Raw genomic sequence first — 18,764 nt, forward strand, 5'->3', positions numbered from 1 at the left:
CTTATGGATACAGTACGCACCCTGATCGTCGAGGACGATGTCAAAATTGCCGAGATCCAAAGAATTTTTACGGAGAAGATAGCGCATTACACCGTTGTCGGAATCGCCCACACCCTCGCTGAGGCAGAGGAGATGATCGAGGTGCTTGAACCTGACCTGGTACTGCTCGATATCTTTTTCCCGGACGGAAACGGCATCGACCTGCTGCTGAAGATACGGGCGACCCGGAAAAAAACCGATGTTGTCCTGATCACCGCGGCAAAGGAGGTGGAGTTTTTCCAGGCGGGGCTGCGCGGCGGCGTCTTTGACTATATCCTCAAGCCCCTTGTCTTCAGCCGATTCAGCGCCACCCTGGAAAAGTACCGCACCTACCGGAATAAAATAAAAAACATCGACACCGTCGACCAGCACGACGTCGACCGCCTGTTCGGCAAATCACGGAAAAGTGCGCCGCAGCAGACCGAGCTCCCCAAGGGGATCGATCCGATAACCCTTGGCAAGGTAACGGAAATGATAACCGGCGTGGCCCCGGATGGTATCAGCGCGGAAAAAGCTGCCGCCATGATAGGGGTGAGCCGTACCACCTCCAGGCGATACCTGGAGTACCTGGTGTCAAGCGGCCTGGTTACCGCCGATCTTTTTTACGGCACCCTCGGCAGACCGGAACGGTTATACCGGCTCAAGACAGCTTCATAACGCAAACAACACCACAAAATCTGATGCTGATAACAATAACCAACGACAAAGAGATAGACACCGACCGGGACCTGAGTCCCGAGGAGCGCCATGTGGTCCAGAAGCTGATCGGCTGGAAGGGGCTGGTCGATTCCATGGAGCAGTTTCGCCAGAAAACCAGGGCGGCCCTGCAAACGGGCTGGAACAACCAGGGTCCCGTTCGATTATCGCCCACGCTCGCCCTGATAGTGGCGCAACTGGAACAAGAGCTCAGCACCCGGCTGGCGGAAAAAAACCGGCGCTGACAGCCGCGCCGGCTGCTCATGTTTTGCCGGCTAGATTTTTCGCGGTCTGGTGCGGGACCTGGCTGTTAAGCGGTGATATGTTTTAACACTCGCTTTTTCCAGAAGGCTGCGACAGCCCACCAGCGGATTCTTTATCCGAAGCGTCGACCGGTTGCGGACAACTTTTCCCGGAGTGACCGATGTTATGCGTTTTTCCTGCTCGTTTATCTGGCGGCTTATAATCGCAAACAGATTCTGGTCATGAAGGACTCTGCGCCTGGCCTCCTTGATGTAGGGCAGCCTGTCGGGGTACTCGTTATTAGCCAGGTGAAACTGGATTATCTCTTTTGTGCGCCGATAATCGTTGATGTCAACCGGGATAAAACTCTCCTTGGGAAAATAGTCGGTCGCGTTCGGGGCTCCGTGATAAAAAGGCAGGGTAAAGCCGAGAAACGCATCGGGCAGCTTTTCCGTGAGATGATGATTGTAGACGTGATTTTCCACCGCTATATGAAACCGGTACGGATCGAGCACCTCCGCCTTGTCGTTCATCGGGTTGACGCCGTGGCCGAAGATATCCAGTTCGGGGATTTCCTCCTTGAGACGCCATGTGAACTCGACCCGGGCTGAATGCAGGGTCACCTTGCCGGTCCGCTGGGAACAGACGGTGGACAAAAGCTTTGGCTTGTCCGGTAATTCGGCGGCCGCTATTTCATTCCAGACCCGGAATTTGCCCTTGTCAAAGGGCAGGCCGTAATGCCAGATCAGTCCGGGATGATGAAAAATCACGTTGGGATGATTCATCGCCCAGGGCTCCTGGAACGTCAGGATACAGCCGAACTGACGAAGATAGTCCCGGCCAAAAACGGTAATTGTCGACGGCTCTCCGGTGATGAGCATGGTCCTTTCCCGGGGACAGCACAGTTTTTCTTCGGTAAAAAACGATCCGGATCTGGGCAGGTCCTGATAGACAACCAGCCAGTCATAGTCGGTGCAGTCCACGTCAAAATCGAACAAACAATTTCCCCATTGGGGGAACGAGTCGGGGAACTGGCGTAAAAATCCTTCAAAGGATCGCCCTTTTTCCAATCCCCGGTGCATAAACTTCACCCTCACCGCAGGCTCTCCCCATCTCGAGTTGCCATCCCCGCCTCCGGCCAAATTCGAGGCATCGTTGCCGAACGCGAAAAACTGCTTTGACAAGACCTTCTCCTTCATCACACTGTTTGTTGTTGATGGTTGCATGAACCGCCTGCAAAAAAAATCAACCCCACCCTATTACGAAGCGGACACTCCGGCAAGATTTTTTTCATCCGTCACACTCCACCATCCTGTCTCTGGACAAAACAGGCGACAGCCACTACTGTCTAGGTATTCACATCCCTTTTGCCAACCATATTTACCAAGCCTATGGATATCTGGATAGTTTCAGCCATCCTGCTGATAACGATCTACTTTCTCGTCAGCGAAAAAATATCGGTGGACCTTACCGCCATCGGCATCATGGTTCTGCTTGTCGTCAGCAACATTCTTACCCCGGAAGAAGCTATCGGCGGCTTCGCCAACCCGGCGCTTATCACCGTCGGAGCAATGTTCGTTGTGTCAAAAGGCATGATGCGCACCGGCGGCGTCGAATTCATTGGCCGAAAAATCATCCAGGCCGCACGGGGCAATCATAAACTGGCGCTGATCATCATTCTGCTCTGCGTTGCAGCGGCCTCGGCATTTATCAACAATACCCCGGTGGTTATTTTATTCATTCCGGTGGTGATGACCATGTGCTGCGAGTTCGGCCTCAGTCCGTCAAAATTTCTGATCCCCGTTTCCTACGCGTCGATCCTGGCGGGAACCTGCACGCTGATAGGAACATCCACCAATATCATCATCAGTGACCTGAGCGCAAGTTACGGCTACCAGAGCCTCTCCATGTTTGAGTTGTCGATACTCGGCGTCCCCCTTGCGGCCATCGGCATCGTGTTTCTCTATTTCGCTGCGCCCAAAGTGCTCCCGGCACTGGCAAACCCAATCTGTCAGCTTCAGGACAACCAGCACAGGCTCTACCTGGCCGAATTCAGGATTACCGCCAAAAGCAACCTGGTGGGAAAAAACCAGGGCGAGTTGTTCCAGGACAAATATCCCAGCGTCAACGTCATCGAGCTGGTCAGCAAATCGCATATCTACCACCCGGGAAGAGACAGGTTCAAGGTAGCCGAGGGCGATATCCTGCTGGTCAAGGGCTCGCTCAACGATCTGGTGACAATCCTGCACAACGAATCGGTCGATCTGCCGTCATCGGAAAAGGATCTTGTCCTCGGCGCCCAGAAGGACGCCCCCATCGTGGTAGAGCTGATCCTCTCGCCCCACTCCGGCCTGAGGGGACACAAGCTTTACCAGACAGCTCTTGCCAGGGATCCGGACATCCATATCATCGCCGTCAAACGATCTAACCTGCACCTTGCGGCAAAACAGATCCAGGACGTTCAGCTGCAGGTCGGCGACGTACTGCTGATCTGGTGCCATGAATCGAAACTGGAAACCATCCGTTCGGAGGGAGAATTTATCGTCATCGAGGACGTCTATGAGGAGCTGGTACATAAGCGCAAGGCATGGTGGTCGATCATCAACTTCGCCTGCATGATAGGTACGGCAACGCTAGGCATCGCCGATATCATGACCTGCGCGCTCACCGCGGCCTTCTTGATGATCATAACCGGCTGCCTGCAAATGAGGGACGCCTATCGCGCCCTCCAGGGCGATGTCCTGCTGCTGATTGCAGGAACCATCGCCCTCGGTGCCGGAATGCAGAAAACCGGGGCCAGCCAGCTCTATGCCGAAACCTTTATCAACCTGTTCTCCGGCTTGTCACCGACACTCATCCTCGGCGCCGTTATTCTGGCCACCTCGGTGTGCACCCAGATTCTCAGCAACAACGCCACCGCGGTACTGCTGTTGCCCATCGCCATCTCCACCGCCCAGGGGATCGGCGTCGCCGCCGAGCCATTCGTCGTCGGCATCTGTTTCGGAGCCAGCGCCTGTTTCGCAACCCCGATGGGATACCAGACCAACCTGATGGTCTACGGCCCCGGAGGCTACCGCTTTATGGATTACCTCAAGCTCGGGATTCCTCTCAATATTTTAGTGGTGCTCGCGTCGACCGTGCTTATCCCTTTTATCTGGCCTTTTTAGCCCCGATTTTCACCGGCAAAAGAGGCGCACCCTGGAAACGCCGGGGTGCGGGATTATCTCCATGGCCAGGATGTCCGCCGCCGGCAACATCCTGAGGTTGGCGCCGCTGCAGCGCCAACTGCGGGTTGCCAGCTGGCGGATCTTGACCACGAAACCGCCGGCAGCGGGGAGCAGCTCCGGCAAACGCTCCAGAGAGATCTCGACCCCTTTTTCCACCTTGTTCATCTGTCCGAACAAGCATACCGCAGCCTGCCTGAAACAGGCCTCGACGTCTGGTGAAAGCGTGCAGTCGATCCGTTTTGCCCGGGCAAGTATCGCCTCCGCCCAGGGATCGATCAGCTCCATGTTGCGTCGGGGATCGAGGTGGAGAAGATTGCCCCAGTGCAGCGGCAGCACCGGTCCGCAGATGGTGCCGCCAGGCAAGACAGTACTTTGGTGCCAGGCGGCTGGGGCGATGCCGCGCTCAAGTATTGCCACCCCCTCCTCCCAGGTCAGCAGCGGGTGGACGGGTGGCGAATAGTGGCGGGCCCTGGCAAACCTGGTAATAACATACCGTATCCCCCATTCTCTCAGGAGAGCCTGGAAGGATCGGGGACCATTGCCGAAGCTGTGGTTCAAGGCGGGCGGGACAAATAGCCTCGGCGCGGCAACGATGCAATTCTCGTCGAGCAACCGGAAAAAAGCCCGAAGATGGCTGCGAACTGTCTTTTGCGGCCGCATTGTGCCGCTTTCATCATGAAACTCTGAGCGCACCATTTCACCGTTTATCCAGAATTCATGACACAGACCGTGCACGGCAAGTTCGAGATAGTCTTGATGCTCATTGAGGAAGGCAGCGGCCCGGTCAAGCTCTCGGGTTCGGTTCACGCTGTTGTCCCAGGACCGCCCCATCCAGGTGGCCCCGGAAACATTTGCAAGCCAGTCGCTCCGGTCCCACTCGCCGATAACCATGCCGATACCGATGCGCATGGAGAGCTTTCGGCCAAGTTCGGCCAGTGCCCGGTAGTCGGCGAGACAGTGTCTCCTGGCGAACCTGTTGCGGTACGGCTGCTGGATTGATGAGCCGTCGTATCCCTGCCACCAGCCCACATCCTCGACCAGCAGGAAGAGTGGCATTGGCAGCGCAACAGTACACCCTTCGACCTCAATTCCGTTCATACACCCTCATCTTCAGAGGCTGATCAGCCTCCTTAGCGGCGGACCGGCCCTAAGCGATTGTTCCAGGGACAGGTTTTTTATCCAGTTGTACTCAAGGCGTTCCGACCGCGGGTCCCACGGGGGATCTGCAAGGGAAATCACCTGCCAGGCAAGCGGTGTCATCCGCGCCCCCCACTGCAGCTTGAAACGGCAGGTCGAAGCCTCTGGAGAAGACCGGCCGAAATCAAAAACAGTGCAGCCGCTGTTGCAGCCGTACTCGAGCATGGTCCAGTAAAGCAGCATATTCGGACACAGCGGCCGATAGTGCCTCAATGATGAAGCCCACGGGTTGTACAGGGTGTCGCGACAGCGAAAGACCATGGCGGCCGCGACAGGAGTGGCGTCATAGCGGACCACGACCACCCGGCAGAAACCGTCAAGCTCTGCTGCAACCTCGTCAAACAGGGCGCGGTGATGAACGGGAGATCCGAGATCGCGCATATTTTGCGCAAACACGAGGTAAAAGGAGTCCAGCAGTTCCCGTCCGCCCACCGCCGCGTCGCAACCATTTTTGCGCGCCTTGCGGACCTGGTTGCGGACCTTGGCGGACAAATCCCGCCACAACGTCCGGGCAGAACCTGGCAGGGAGCGGGACACTCCCACTTTGAACGAATGGTTTCGCCAGCCCCGGTCGTCACGTAAACAGTCATCAACGCCGGCTGAGCCTGGCGCAGCATGACGAAGCTCAAGATGCTTGGCCCGGTATCCTGCCGCAAGGCGCAACGCCTCGTCAAGCAAAGCCGCCGCGCTCTGCCGGTCGTCTGCGAGGATTCCCGCCGAATCACTGTAGGGCAGAGAAATCAGCCGGCTGCCGCCGTTTTTTTGGGTAAACATAATCAACGGCAGAACGCCGGTGATCCCGCCGCCCGGGCCATCGCTGCAAGCGGCAAGATGAAAGATCTGCTGAGCGTAAACTCGTGCAAGAGAACTTCCCCATCCCCAGAGATGCGTGAACAGGCTCTTCCCATGCCCGGTTACGTAATGATTCCACTGTTGTCTGTCCGGAGTTCTGGTAATGGTAACCATGCTTCATTGTAGCACAGCTTTACCGGTAAAGCTCAACAATCCCCCTGAGGTGACACCTCTGCGGGACAGAACATCTGGGCTATACGCTTTTACCTGCTCTTCCTGGGAGCCTGGCGAAGATAGAGAACTCTGCATCCATGGCAGAAGCAACTGGCTGTTTTCATGGGGCATGTGGGATAACAGTGTGCCGACAGGATCGTTTTTCCGGGTAAATTGTTGTTTTTCCGGTCGAGAAATGCGCCGCCGATTTGCCTAAAAGCCAAGCCAGGTATTATAATGAAGTACACACAAGATCATCGTATCGAGAAGCGACATGTCATGTTCAATTCCTGCCACAAGGAGGCTGCCCATGAAAATAAAGAATATTCTCCTTCCCTACGACGGGTCCGAACACTCGATAAACGCCGCCCGCTACGCCCTTGAACTGGCAAAAATTGCCGGGGCGCATGTTACCATAGTCAACTGCTACGAATGGCGTTTAAGCATTTCCGAAGTCCCTTCCTCCATTGTCACCAATTTACAGGAAAACTGTAGAAAGGAGGCCGAAAAACTCCTGGAAAAACCCGATGCTATCTTCGCCGACCAGGGTGTGGAGTACAAGCTTGAAGCAATAGACGGGTCCCCAAGCATCGTGCTGACCAAAATGGCCAAGTCAAAAGAGTTCGACCTGATTATCATGGGGTCACACGGACACAGCGACATTGCAGGACTGTTTCTTGGCAGCGTGACCCATAAGGTGCTCAACACCATCTACTGTCCGGTAATGGTTGTGCCGTAACCGGGGAGATACGGCACAACAGCGTTACCGGCCTGGCGCGCCCCGCCTGTTTGGGTACGCAGTGACGGGGTGCGCCTACCGTATGCCTTCGATAAACTCGTTGGATGATTCGATCGCCTTGTTCATTTTGCCGATAAGGCTATCGATCTGCCCCTTGAGAGTGGCAAATTCCGACTGCAGCGAGCCGATCGCCTGCGCGTTCAGGTTGTGTTTGAGAAACAGGACGTTGTCGCGAAAAATTTTCAACACCGGCTCCATGCTTTTTTCGGCCATCTTCATGGAATGCAGCATCTCCTTGTATCTTCTTCTGGTCTGCTGCATCTGCCTGCTGCTTGCCTGTTTCAGCTCCCTGGACTGGTATTGTTCGAGTTCCTGCTCCCACTCATCAAAAAGATCCTCGGCGACATCCTCTACCTTGTCGATCCGGTGGACAACATTGTCAGCGGCCTCCACACTCTTTTCATATTCTCCGCTCAACCTGTCGTACGCTTTTTTCAGGTCCGTCTCCTGCAGTTTCACGACCGAATCAAACTGCTCAAGCGCCGATTTAAACTGCTCCTGGGCTTCGCTCTGGGCATCCCGCGCACTTTCGACCCGGTCGACCATTATATCCCGTTTATGCTTGCCCATCTTTTCCATGGCACTGTAATAGGTGCCGGAACATCCGCCAAACATCAGCAACAGCAACACACCAGCCATTATGTTAAGCGGTGCAGTCATCCATCTACTACTCATTGCACTCCTCCTCTAGAATTTTATCAGAATCTGCTCCATGCGACACCACAGCCCCACCAGCAGTTTTCCCCTTCATGGCCTCTATGGTATCGTAATGTTATAATAAATATGGAGATAACTTACAAACCGCAACCGCAATTTTGTCACCTTCCAATATTTTTCGCGCCTGATCCGGGTTGGTTTTTCACCATTTTTCATTACTCGGGTAAACGGTCCAGCAGCGATTCCAGCAGCTTTTCCGAGGCGATACCCGTCGGGGCCATTCCGTTTCTGAGTTGAAATTCCCTGATGGCGGCCCGGCTTGCATCACCTATATAGCCATCGATTTTCCCCGAATACCAGCCGCCTTTCTGCAGTGCTCTCTGCAGGGTGAGCTGTTGCTCAAACGTCAGGGATCCCGGGGGACGCGGCCATGGCTGCACCAGCTCACCCACCCCGGCGATGCGGTCACCAAGAAGCCCCACGGCAAGGGCGTAGGCGTCGGCGTTATTGTAGCGTTTAAGCACAAAAAAGTTTCTCATCATCAGAAAACCGGGCCCTTCGGTACCGGCAACCATCTTCAGCACCGCCTTCTCTCCGGATCGGACAAATCTTTTACCTCCGGGCCGGACAAACCCCAGCTGCTGCCACTCAGAGAGCAGCCTGGTCTGCCCTTCGTACTGTTGCAAGGCCGCTTCCGGCAAGTTGGGCAGGACAACCTCATAGCCCCAGGTTTTGCCGGTGCGCCATCCATTTTCCTTCAGCAGGTTGGCAGCAGTCGCCAGCGCATCCGGTACCGAATTCCAGACGTCCCGCCGGCCGTCTTTATCCATGTCCACCCCATAGGCGAGGTAACTGGTAGGGATAAACTGGGTATGGCCCATGGCCCCAGCCCACGAGCCGTAGAATCCGTCCACCCCAACGTCTTTGTGCTGAAAAATTTTCAATGCCGCAATCAGCTGGGTTTCGGCAAACTTCCGTCGTCTCACGTCCCCATAGGCAAGGGTTGCAAGGGCTGCCGGAACATAATGGAGCCGTTCCGGCCGATCGAGTACCGCGCCGTAATTCGATTCGACCGACCAGATCGCCAAAAGGATAAAACGGCTCACGCCAAACTGTTTTTCGACCAGATCCAGGGTGTTGCGATGGTACCTGGACATACGCTGCCCCTGCTCTATTGAGAGCGAATTCACCCGGCCGTCGACATAATCCCATATCCGGGTCTTGAATTCCGGCTGATACCCGGCCTTTTCCAGCACCGTAACATCGGGGCTTGATACCGGTTCAAACGCCTTCCAGAAAACCTCACTTTCGATCCCGGCCTCCTTTGCCTTTGGATAAAAATCTTCTATCCAGCGTGCGAAATCACCGTCCGCATGCACTGAAAAACCGGCCATAACCATAAAAGTTGCCAGGATTATCGATAACTTCCACCTGCGACAAAACATTTCCATCTCCTCTTACGTCACATAATTTTCCCCGGCCTCCCACCTGTTTTGCGTTGAATTCCAACCAGTGGACAGAGAATCGGAGACAAAGAAGCTGCTTCCCGTTTAACTGCAAATAATTACCAGAGCAGTGTCACTTTTCCCATCATAATCGGGAGCAGCCCCGTCCCAGGCACCGCTTGGAGGAGTCGACTGCAGGTTGAGATTTTTTCCAGGACCGGGGGAAGAACTTGTCAAACAGGCGATCTTCGAATATTTTTCATGTTCTATGGATATTTTTACTTTTTCAGGGGATAGCTCCTTTTTTCTCCTGTTCCTCATAAGCTTTCTGGCAGCCACCCTGGTGCCGCTGGGCTCCGAATGGCTGGTCGTTGTCATGGTGACCAAGGGGTTTCCCCTGGAAACCACCGTAGCAACAGCCTCCATCGGCAACTACCTCGGGGGGTGCACCACCTTTGCCATCGGCGTTTTGGGGACGGAGCTTGTCTTCACCAGGCTCCTGCGCATGGACCAGGCTGAGCTTATGCGGGCAAAACGGCTGTACCTGAAATACGGGACCTGGACCCTGCTGCTGAGCTGGCTGCCGGTCGTCGGCGACGCACTCTGCCTTGTCGCAGGTGTTTTCAAGACCGGATTCATCAGGTTTTCGCTCCTGGTGTTTACCGGAAAACTGGCGAGATATTCAATAGTTGCCATCTTGGCAAAAAAAGCTGTCGAACAACTATCTTAACAATTATCCCGCCGCCATGGTGGTGGAGAGATTGTTGTCATCTATTATTATCCAGAGAGGGCGGTTGCAATGAAACAGAGGATTCTTGAGCAAATTTACGATACTTTCACCGACTGGTGCGCCGGCAGCAGGGAGTTCGTCCCCGTCTGCCGCCAGGGATGCAGCACCTGCTGTACCCAGAATGTCACCATAACCGCCCTTGAGGGTGAAAAAATCCTCAGGTATATTGTCGCATCCGGTCGGTTGGAATGGTTTGCCGACCAGCTTTCAGCCGACAGGCTCAACCCCACCCGCCCGGTATTGACAACCAACGATTTCGCCAAAGCGTGCCTTGAAGAAAAAGACGTTGACGACAACGGTTGCGCATCCGCCGCCAGGTGTCCCTTTCTGGAGGAAGACACCTGCACGGTCTACCCGGTACGTCCTTTCGGCTGCAGGTTTTTCGCCTCCTCATCCCGCTGCAGTTCCGAGGTCTGCGCTACTGTTCCGGACTACTATCTCGCCGCCGGAACAGCTGTCAGTCAGCTCATCGAACACCTGGGACAAAACGAGTACTGGGGCAACATGATCGATGTGCTCTTTGCCCTTCTCGACATAAGCGAGTTCAAGGTTCTTGCTGAAAAACTGGACAAGTCCGAACTGGTCGCCAGAAGGATGCACATCCTCACCGCAAAGCCCCTTCCCGGTTTCCTCATCGGTGAAGAGGAGGGAGCACAGGTGATCCCGCTTCTTGAGAAGATCTTCAATACCGAAGTGGACGGCAGAAGGATTGAAGATATCCTCAACGGTCGCTGAACCCGGTGTGGTTTTTCACCTGGTGCCTCCTGACTCTTATTGCTGCCCGTCAAACAACGGCAGAAATTCTCCATACCCCTGCTCTTCAAGTTCGCCAGCGGGTATAAATCTCAGGGAGGCGGAGTTGATACAGTACCGCAGCCCGGTCGGCTCGGGTCCGTCCGGAAACAGGTGGCCAAGGTGGGAATCGGCCGCAGCGCTTCTCACCTCGGTACGGACCATAAACAGCTTCAGGTCCTTTTTCTCCACTATGTTTTCGTCCACCAGGGGTCTTGAAAAACTGGGCCATCCGGTACCGGAATCAAATTTATCAAGAGAACTGAAGAGCGGTTCTCCCGAGACCACGTCGACATAAATTCCAGCCCTCTTGTTATCCCAGAACTCGTTATCAAAAGGTGGTTCCGTGCCATCTTCCCTGGTCACCCGGTACTGCATGGCGGTAAGCCGACTCTGCAACACCTCATCTGCTGGCCTGGCGTACTTCTTCTCCTCGGGCCGCCCCTTCCATGTCTTCTCAAGAAACCCCGCCCGGCCGGAACCTACTTTGTAGGCGTTATAGTGCAGCGCATTTTTCCGGTAATAGTCCTGGTGATACTCTTCGGCCCGGTAAAACCTGGTCCTGGGTAAAATCGCCGTGACCACCGGGCGGGCAAAAATACCCGACGCGTCAAGCTCTTTTTTTGAGAGTTGGGCTATGCGCTTTTCCTCCTCGCTGCCATAAAAAATGGCCGTTTTATAATGATTTCCACGATCGGCAAACTGCCCGCCGTCATCGGTGGGATCGATATGTTTCCAGAACACCTGGAGCAACTCGGCAAAGCTTATCACCTGAGGATCATAAACCACCCGTACCGACTCTATGTGGGAGGTGCGACCCGCCGATACCTCCTGATAGGTCGGATTTTCTTCCTGTCCCCCGGAATAACCGGCCGACACGTCAATCACCCCTTCAAGTTCTTCAAAAGGCGGCTCCATGCACCAGAAACAGCCGCCTCCCAGAATAACTTCCTTCTGTCCGGCAATGAAATTTTCAGTCACCGCCAGAAATGACACACCAAGCGCCACCACAACTGTTGCTGCTATCCATGAATACATTTGTTCCTCCATTGGCTGAGGGAAATGTTCAAGGAAAGAATAGGCACTTGTACCACCTCAGGCAAGTGATGGCCGCCCGGCTCCGCAAAAGACTGCAACTAACGGTTATGAAAACTGTTTTTTTTTGATATTTCCGGCGAATTTTCTGTTTCAAAAATAGGGCGCCATTGCTATAGTGCCAGTCATGAAAAAATCAAACAACACCAAACGGACCAAGTTTATATTTGTCACCGGCGGCGTCCTCTCTTCACTGGGGAAAGGGCTTGCTTCTGCAGCTATCGGTGCGCTCCTTGAAAGCAGAGGGCTCACCGTAACTTTCCAGAAACTCGACCCTTACATCAACGTCGACCCGGGAACCATGAACCCCTTCCAGCACGGAGAAGTGTACGTCACCGACGACGGTGCCGAAACCGATCTGGACATGGGCCACTACGAGCGTTTCACCAACGCGGTCATGGCCCAGAAAAACAACTACACCTCCGGCCGGATCTATTACAGCGTCATCTCCAAGGAACGGCGGGGCGAATACCTGGGCGGTACGGTTCAGGTCATTCCCCATATAACCGATGAGATCAAGCAGGCCGTCCTGCAGCTCGACGGCAGCGTCGACGTGGCGATCATCGAGATCGGCGGAACCGTAGGAGATATCGAAGGATTACCTTTCATCGAGGCCATTCGCCAGCTGCGCAGTGACCTCGGCCGTGAATACACCCTGTTCGTTCACCTTACCCTCGTTCCCTACATAAAGACGGCGGGGGAAGTGAAGACCAAGCCGACCCAGCATTCGGTTCGCGAACTACGGGCAGACGGCATACAGCCGGATATCCTGGTCTGCCGCACCGAGATACCGCTGGAGGACAGCCTCAAGGCAAAAATCGGCCTGTTCTGCAACGTACCAAAAGATGCGGTCATCACCGCCGTCGACGTCGACACCATCTATGAACTGCCGCTTCACCTGCACAAGGAGAGGCTGGACAGCAAGATCCTCGAACTGCTCAATATCTGGACCGGTCAGCCGAACATCAATTCCTGGGAAAAACTGGTACACAACATAAAAAATCCCCAGAACGAGGTGACCATAGCCATCACCGGCAAATACGTTGACCTTACGGAATCGTATAAAAGCCTGCACGAAGCCCTGATACACGGCGGTCTGGCCAACGGCACCAAGGTAAACCTGCAGTATATCAGCGCAGAGGACCTCGAGTCGAAAAATGTCGCCAGCCTGCTCGACGGCTGCGACGGCATTCTCGTTCCCGGCGGGTTCGGACGTCGTGGCGTTGAAGGCAAGATCAAGGCGATCAATTTCGCCAGAAAAAACAACATCCCGTTTTTCGGCATCTGTCTGGGAATGCAGCTGGCGGTGATCGACTTTGCCCGGGAGATGCTCGACCTGCCCAAAGCCAACTCCATGGAATTTGACGAGAACACCCCCGATCCAGTCATCTACCTGATCAAGGAGTGGTTCGATTATCGCACCAACCAGGTTCAGGTCCGTGATGAAGATTCTGATCTGGGCGGCACCCTCCGCCTCGGCGCCTATCCGTGTGTGCTTAACAAGGAGTCCAACGCATACAAGGCATACCGCCAAGAGGAGATAAGCGAGAGACATCGGCACCGGTTCGAGTTCAACAACGACTACCGGCAGCAGCTTGAAGAAAACGGCCTGATCATTTCCGGTACCTCTCCGGACAACAACCTGGTGGAGATAGTCGAGATCATCGACCACCCGTGGTTTGTCGGGTGCCAGTTCCACCCCGAGTTCAAGTCGAAGCCGATGCAGCCGCACCCGCTGTTCAGGGAATTTATCAGTGCCGCCCTGCGACATAAAACGGAGTAGCCCGGCATGGATGAAATATCCGTAAAAATCACCTCCCCCAACAGTGATGCGATCACCGTCGGCGACAACAGGCCGCTGCTGCTCATCGCCGGTCCCTGTGCTCTTGAATCGTACGAACTGTGCGCCAGAGTAGCGGAGAAAATGGCCGAGATCTGTGAACGGCTCGGCCTGTCTTACGTCTTCAAGGCATCTTTTGACAAGGCCAACCGGACCTCGCTCTCTTCCTACCGGGGCCCGGGCCTTGAGGAAGGTCTTGGTGCTCTTGCCAAGATCCGGTCGCAGATCGGCGTGCCCGTGGTTTCCGATATTCATGATTTCACCCAGGCCAAGGCTGCGGGTGAAGTACTGGACATCATCCAGATCCCCGCTTTTCTCTGCAGGCAGACGGACCTGCTTAAGGCTGCTGCTGAAACAGGTAAGCCGGTAAGTATAAAAAAAGGGCAGTTCGTCTCCCCGTGGGACATGAAAAACGCGGTGGATAAAGTGCGCGGTGGTGGCGGCAGGAATGTCATGCTCGTTGAGCGCGGTGCAAGTTTTGGCTACAACAACCTGGTGGTCGATATGCGCTCTCTTCCGGTAATGCGCTCCTTCGGGTGTCCGGTCATTTTCGATGCGACCCACTCGGTACAGCTTCCCGGCGGTGCCGGAGGGTCGTCGGGGGGGCAGCGGGAATTTATCGAACCGCTCACCAAAGGCGCGGTGGCGGCAGGCATTGACGGGCTGTTCATGGAGGTTCACCCGCAGCCGGACAAGGCCCTGTGCGACGGCCCCAACTCACTCGCCCTCGACGCGGTAGAGCAGCTGCTTGAAAAAGTCGTCCGAATCCGGAACGCGGTGGCATGACAATGTCCTCGGATTGCCCTTCCAGCCCAGGGAATTACCCTTCGGACTGTCAGGTACTGGAGAACTACCGGACCCGGGTACGGGAGAAAACCGGAGCCGAAACGGACCCTGCAAGAAAGCTCGCCCTTTCACGGGGCACAGACATAAAACTGCTGCTTCTTGACGTCGACGGCGTACTCACCGACGGCAACCTGCTCTACACCAGCGGAGGCGAAGAAGCCAAAGCTTTCAATACCCAGGACGGTTTCGGCATCAGGCTGCTCAGGGAAAGCGGCATCGAGACCGGTATCATCACCGCAAGACAATCGGAAATAGTTGCCCGCCGGGCCGAGGAGCTGAAAATCCGATACGTGTACCAGGGCCAGAAAAGCAAGAACGGTGCCTTCAGACAGATTTTAACCGACGCCGGGCTCAAGCCGTTCGAGGTGGCCTACATGGGTGACGACTGGCTCGACCTCTGCATCCTGGTCCAGGTCGGCCTGGCCATCGCCCCGGCCAACGGGGTGGACGAAGTCAAAAACGCGGCCCATTACGTTACCGAAAAAAGCGGTGGCTCCGGCGCGGTCCGGGAAGCCTGCAGCCTGATTCTCGAGGCCAAAAAAATGTTGCCGGGGCTTTTACAGAAATATACAAACCGATGAAACTGCATCGAAACATCATCTGGCTGATTCCGCTGCTGCTGTTTGCAACATTTCCCCTCTGGTCCGTACCTGTCGGCAAATTCCTCGCCCCCCGCGGAGGCTTCGACAAGCAGGTCGCGACAGAGGTTGGCAAAAAACATGACTTCACCCTCGACTCGGTAAAAATTACCCAGCATAAAAACAGCAAGGTCAGTGCGGTTATTATCGCGCAGAGAGCGCGTACCGGGGAAGACAAGGATCTGTTGCTGATGGACGAGGTGGACGCAGATCTCTTAGACGATGGCGGCAACGTCACCAAAATAGTTGCCCGCAGAGGGAGTTACAACACCACAACCGAACTGCTCACACTTATCGACGACGTGGTGGTGCACAAGATCTCGGACAACCAGTTCCTGTACACCGACCTCCTGCTCTACGACAACGAAAAACGAACAGTGAACTGCCCCGGTGCCACCCGCCTGGAAGCTGAAGGAGCGGTAATAAACGGTGGCAGATTTCACTACGACATTGACAGTGAGACCTACGTTATCGACAAAAGGGTCCACTGCCTGCTCAACCGGTTCGAAACTCCCTGAGATTGCCCGGGCATTTCTCTTCTCCCAAGATCTTCGCTACACCATGTGGCAACTTTCAACAAAGAAATCGGCGCCTGTTACCTGAAACCGGACATTGACATCCCACAGCAACATGCCAAAGGAGCTCTTTTCCGAGTTTTTCTGGATTGCCGGCCGGGGGTCCTGGCGGATCATCTCGGCAATAAGGGTCTTGATATCCCTGCCGGTCCGGAGCCGGTAGCTGTTACAAAATTCCACTGCGCTGTCGCTGAAGACCACTTCAGCTCCGGGGACCGCTCCATCTGCATATCCGGCAACGGCGTCGTCTATTTTGTCACAGTAGGGAACGTATGGCTTGATATCGATTACCGGGGTGCCGTCGAGGAGGTCGATTCCCGAGAGCAGGAGCACCGGCCCGCTTTTTCGCACCTCGATTCCCTCAAGCCTGACAGCGGAAAGACCCAGGTGATTGGGGCGGTGGGGAGTCCGGCAGCCGAAGACCCCGACCTTTTTCTTTCCACCGAGCCAGGGGGGGCGCACCATCGACTTCCACCCTTGGCAGACAACGGTGTGAAAGACAAAATGTATCCACACGTGGGAAAACTGGTCCAGCCCCCGAACCATCTCCTCCCGATTATATGGAGATATCAACTCAAGCTCGGCCACCGATGACTTGACCATGCCGGGTTGACGGGGAATACCGAATTTTTCTGTAAAACATGAATGAATCACACCAATCTGTTCAGCTACTATCTTCATCACCTATTCCCAATAGACACCCTACTTTTTTAACACGAAATTCAAAAATGTATTATTTTCTTGACACCCGCAGGAGAAGAGCTGTATTGTAACACACATTTCAAAATCGTGTTACAAACAAACTGGTGATCATATGCATATTTCTGAAGGTGTCCTAAGTCCTGCAGTGCTTGTTGCCGGAGGTGCAGTAACATTTGTCGGCACGGGTCTCGGCCTCAAGAGAATCGATTACGACCATATCATGACGGTCTCGCTTCTTACCGCGACCTTCTTCGTGGCGTCGTTGATCCACGTACCCTTAGGTCCGGGAAACATTCATCTGGTGCTTGGCGGGCTTATGGGGCTGGTTCTCGGCTGGTCCGCCTTTCCCGCTATCCTGATCGCCTTGCTGCTGCAGGCTATTTTTTTTCAATACGGCGGCCTGGTGGTCCTTGGTGCAAATACAACCGTTATGGCCCTGCCGGCCGTCGGCTGCTACTATCTTTTCCGAAAATGGATTGAAACCAACGGCAATAAACGGAAAATGGCTGCTTTTGCGGCGGGGTTTTTCTCGCCGCTGTTGTCTTCGCTGCTGATGGCCCTGGCACTGGCAACAAGCGACCAGGGATTTCTCCAGACGGCGCAGCTGGTGGTGGCCGCCCATATCCCGCTGATGATTATCGAGGGTGTGATAACCATGTTCATCATCCTCTTTCTGAGCAGGGTGCAACCGGAATTCCTCTCCATAGGCAAGTCATGAAAAACAAAACAAATCTGCTGTTATTCTTCTTTACCATCTGGTGTGTGTTGTCCGCTACTGTTTCGGCAGAGGCCCACAAGATCAGGGTCTTCGCCTGGGACGAGGCAGACGAGGTGTACACCGAAGCGAAGTTCAGCGGCGGCCGTGGTGCACAAAACGCTGCCGTTACCGTCATCAACCGGCAGACTGGTCAACCCGTGGTCACTGGAAAGACCGACAGCGAGGGACTGTTCATGTTTTCCCGCTCGCTTCTTACAGGTTCCGGCGCTACAGAGTTTGATATTGTGGTATCAAGCGGAGACGGACATAAAAACAGCTGGGCATATTCACTGACCGCCGTTGACGATACTGTCGCCCCCGCCGCTCCACCCGTTGCCGCTCTGCAAAAATCGACAAGCGCTCCACCCTCTCCTGACAGCAACGGCAACAGCGGTGTCTGCCGGGAACTTACCGCCGCCGAACTCGACCTCATTCTTGAAAAAAAGCTGGCGCCCATCAGGCGCTCGCTGGCACAGCAAAGTGAACAGGGGCCGTCACTCCAGGATATCCTGGGGGGGATCGGCTATATACTCGGTATCGCAGGTATTGCCGCTTATATGAAATCTTCAGGAAAAAAATAAACAAGGAGGTCGTAAATGACTCGCAGGACATCCGCACCCGTTGTCACACTTTTCACAGCAGTTTTGCTTATTTTACTGGGTCTTGGCTCGCCATCCCGATCCCATGCCCATTTCGGCATGGTCATCCCGGAACAACCCGTGATCACACAGCACAACAAGACAACCAACCTCTCTCTATCATTTTCCCACCCGTTTGAAAACATCGGCATGGACCTTGACGCTCCCGCAAAATTCTTCGTCACGGTAAACGGCAAGGTGCAGGATCTCACAGATACGCTCACCAGCTCTCAATTCATGGACCACAACAGCTGGAGTAGTGGTTTCAGCTTCAAAAGACCGGGAATCTACACCTTTGTCATGGAACCGTCACCCTACTGGGAACCGGCTGAAGATGTCTTCATAATCCACTACACCAAGACCATCATCCCGGCATACGGAGAGGATCAGGGCTGGGACAAGCCGGCAGGACTGCCGGTCGAGATCATCCCCAGGACCCGACCTTTCGGCAACTACGCCGGCAACAGTTTTACCGGGCAGGTTCTCATCGATGGCAAACCGGCACCGAACACCGAGGTGGAGGTGGAGCTTTACAACACCCGGCAACTGTCCGCCCCGTCCGATTACCACATCACCCAGGTGGTTGCAACGGACGACAACGGCATTTTTCATTTCACCTGTCCTCTCCCGGGATGGTGGGGCTTTGCCGCGCTGACCGAGGCTCCGTACACCCTCAAAGATAAGCAGGGCGCGGAAAAAGGCGTAGAGCTCGGCGGGGTACTGTGGACTTATTTCGATACTCCCTTAAACACTGAGCAGAAATAACAGCGAAGAGGTCATCCC

The 18,764-nt window shown here is 54.8% G+C and carries 20 protein-coding genes; 13 read left to right on the plus strand and 7 right to left on the minus strand.

Annotated elements, in window-relative coordinates; translation table 11 throughout:
- Positions 1–3: 3 nt before the first annotated feature.
- Complete coding sequence (locus BLQ17_RS02935) at positions 4–696, plus strand: response regulator (protein ID WP_092219616.1); 693 nt, start codon at positions 4–6, stop codon at positions 694–696.
- Between the two features lie 23 nt (positions 697–719).
- Positions 720–980 carry a hypothetical protein gene (locus BLQ17_RS02940; protein ID WP_092219617.1) on the plus strand — a complete coding sequence of 87 codons (261 nt, stop codon included), beginning with the start codon at positions 720–722 and terminating at the stop codon, positions 978–980.
- Between the two features lie 30 nt (positions 981–1,010).
- Here BLQ17_RS02940 and BLQ17_RS02945 read toward each other — a convergent pair whose 3' ends face one another.
- Entirely contained in the window at positions 1,011–2,162 is a 1,152-nt protein-coding gene (locus tag BLQ17_RS02945; RefSeq protein ID WP_218121706.1) for a glycosyltransferase family 10 domain-containing protein, read from the minus strand.
- Positions 2,163–2,345: 183 nt separating this feature from the next.
- On the opposite strand from BLQ17_RS02945, the gene BLQ17_RS02950 reads away from it, so the two are divergent.
- Positions 2,346–4,145, plus strand: a complete 1,800-nt coding sequence (locus BLQ17_RS02950; protein ID WP_245694954.1) for an SLC13 family permease — start codon at positions 2,346–2,348, stop codon at positions 4,143–4,145.
- Between the two features lie 9 nt (positions 4,146–4,154).
- Here the strand turns inward: BLQ17_RS02950 and BLQ17_RS02955 are convergent, their stop codons facing one another.
- Both BLQ17_RS02955 and BLQ17_RS02960 read right to left on the minus strand, forming a co-directional pair.
- Entirely contained in the window at positions 4,155–5,303 is a 1,149-nt protein-coding gene (locus tag BLQ17_RS02955) for a hypothetical protein (protein WP_092219618.1), read from the minus strand.
- A gap of 12 nt (positions 5,304–5,315) precedes the next feature.
- On the minus strand, positions 5,316–6,368 hold the full coding sequence (locus tag BLQ17_RS02960) for a GNAT family N-acetyltransferase (RefSeq protein ID WP_092219620.1): 1,053 nt from the start codon (positions 6,366–6,368) through the stop codon (positions 5,316–5,318).
- Positions 6,369–6,717: 349 nt separating this feature from the next.
- On the opposite strand from BLQ17_RS02960, the gene BLQ17_RS02965 reads away from it, so the two are divergent.
- Positions 6,718–7,146 carry a universal stress protein gene (locus BLQ17_RS02965; protein WP_176761058.1) on the plus strand — a complete coding sequence of 143 codons (429 nt, stop codon included), beginning with the start codon at positions 6,718–6,720 and terminating at the stop codon, positions 7,144–7,146.
- A gap of 75 nt (positions 7,147–7,221) precedes the next feature.
- On the opposite strand, the gene BLQ17_RS02970 is transcribed toward BLQ17_RS02965, so the two are convergent.
- Positions 7,222–7,881, minus strand: coding sequence for a DUF2959 domain-containing protein (locus tag BLQ17_RS02970; protein WP_245694956.1), 660 nt, complete (start codon positions 7,879–7,881; stop codon positions 7,222–7,224).
- Positions 7,882–8,078: 197 nt separating this feature from the next.
- The gene (locus tag BLQ17_RS02975) at positions 8,079–9,308 is read right to left on the minus strand and encodes a lytic murein transglycosylase (RefSeq protein WP_245694958.1); all 1,230 of its coding nucleotides are present in this window, start codon (positions 9,306–9,308) and stop codon (positions 8,079–8,081) included.
- Positions 9,309–9,507: 199 nt separating this feature from the next.
- Here BLQ17_RS02975 and BLQ17_RS02980 point away from each other — a divergent pair, with 199 nt between their 5' ends.
- Complete coding sequence (locus BLQ17_RS02980; protein ID WP_245694960.1) at positions 9,508–10,038, plus strand: YqaA family protein; 531 nt, start codon at positions 9,508–9,510, stop codon at positions 10,036–10,038.
- A 69-nt stretch (positions 10,039–10,107) separates the two neighbouring features.
- On the plus strand, positions 10,108–10,833 hold the full coding sequence (locus BLQ17_RS02985; protein WP_092219628.1) for a YkgJ family cysteine cluster protein: 726 nt from the start codon (positions 10,108–10,110) through the stop codon (positions 10,831–10,833).
- Between the two features lie 36 nt (positions 10,834–10,869).
- On the opposite strand, the gene msrB is transcribed toward BLQ17_RS02985, so the two are convergent.
- Complete coding sequence (msrB, locus tag BLQ17_RS02990; protein WP_092219631.1) at positions 10,870–11,928, minus strand: peptide-methionine (R)-S-oxide reductase MsrB; 1,059 nt, start codon at positions 11,926–11,928, stop codon at positions 10,870–10,872.
- A gap of 184 nt (positions 11,929–12,112) precedes the next feature.
- Between msrB and BLQ17_RS02995 the strand changes: the two genes are divergently transcribed.
- Genes BLQ17_RS02995 through lptC form a run of 4 tightly spaced genes read left to right on the plus strand, consistent with a single transcriptional unit; the run spans position 12,113 to position 15,827 of the window.
- On the plus strand, positions 12,113–13,768 hold the full coding sequence (locus BLQ17_RS02995; RefSeq protein ID WP_092219633.1) for a CTP synthase: 1,656 nt from the start codon (positions 12,113–12,115) through the stop codon (positions 13,766–13,768).
- Positions 13,769–13,774: 6 nt separating this feature from the next.
- Positions 13,775–14,611, plus strand: coding sequence for a 3-deoxy-8-phosphooctulonate synthase (kdsA, locus tag BLQ17_RS03000; RefSeq protein WP_092219635.1), 837 nt, complete (start codon positions 13,775–13,777; stop codon positions 14,609–14,611).
- Positions 14,608–15,252: a KdsC family phosphatase gene (locus BLQ17_RS03005; RefSeq protein WP_092219637.1), complete on the plus strand. Its 645-nt coding sequence runs from the start codon at positions 14,608–14,610 to the stop codon at positions 15,250–15,252. Before kdsA ends, BLQ17_RS03005 begins: the two co-directional genes overlap by 4 nt.
- Complete coding sequence (gene lptC / locus BLQ17_RS03010) at positions 15,249–15,827, plus strand: LPS export ABC transporter periplasmic protein LptC (protein ID WP_092219640.1); 579 nt, start codon at positions 15,249–15,251, stop codon at positions 15,825–15,827. Before BLQ17_RS03005 ends, lptC begins: the two co-directional genes overlap by 4 nt.
- Before the next feature lie 36 nt (positions 15,828–15,863).
- Here lptC and tsaA read toward each other — a convergent pair whose 3' ends face one another.
- The gene (tsaA, locus tag BLQ17_RS03015; protein ID WP_092219642.1) at positions 15,864–16,565 is read right to left on the minus strand and encodes a tRNA (N6-threonylcarbamoyladenosine(37)-N6)-methyltransferase TrmO; all 702 of its coding nucleotides are present in this window, start codon (positions 16,563–16,565) and stop codon (positions 15,864–15,866) included.
- Positions 16,566–16,698: 133 nt separating this feature from the next.
- Here tsaA and cbiM point away from each other — a divergent pair, with 133 nt between their 5' ends.
- The 3 genes from cbiM to BLQ17_RS03030 are packed head-to-tail and all read left to right on the plus strand — an operon-like array spanning position 16,699 to position 18,746.
- Positions 16,699–17,304 (plus strand): cobalt transporter CbiM, encoded by a 606-nt coding sequence (gene cbiM / locus BLQ17_RS03020; RefSeq protein ID WP_092219646.1) that lies wholly within the window; start codon positions 16,699–16,701, stop codon positions 17,302–17,304.
- The gene (locus BLQ17_RS03025) at positions 17,301–17,924 is read left to right on the plus strand and encodes a hypothetical protein (protein ID WP_092219649.1); all 624 of its coding nucleotides are present in this window, start codon (positions 17,301–17,303) and stop codon (positions 17,922–17,924) included. Before cbiM ends, BLQ17_RS03025 begins: the two co-directional genes overlap by 4 nt.
- A 15-nt stretch (positions 17,925–17,939) precedes the next feature.
- Positions 17,940–18,746, plus strand: coding sequence for a DUF4198 domain-containing protein (locus tag BLQ17_RS03030; RefSeq protein WP_092219651.1), 807 nt, complete (start codon positions 17,940–17,942; stop codon positions 18,744–18,746).
- Positions 18,747–18,764: the final 18 nt, after the last annotated feature.

Origin of the sequence: Desulforhopalus singaporensis, assembly GCF_900104445.1 — a bacterium.
Classification (GTDB): domain Bacteria; phylum Desulfobacterota; class Desulfobulbia; order Desulfobulbales; family Desulfocapsaceae; genus Desulforhopalus_A; species Desulforhopalus_A singaporensis.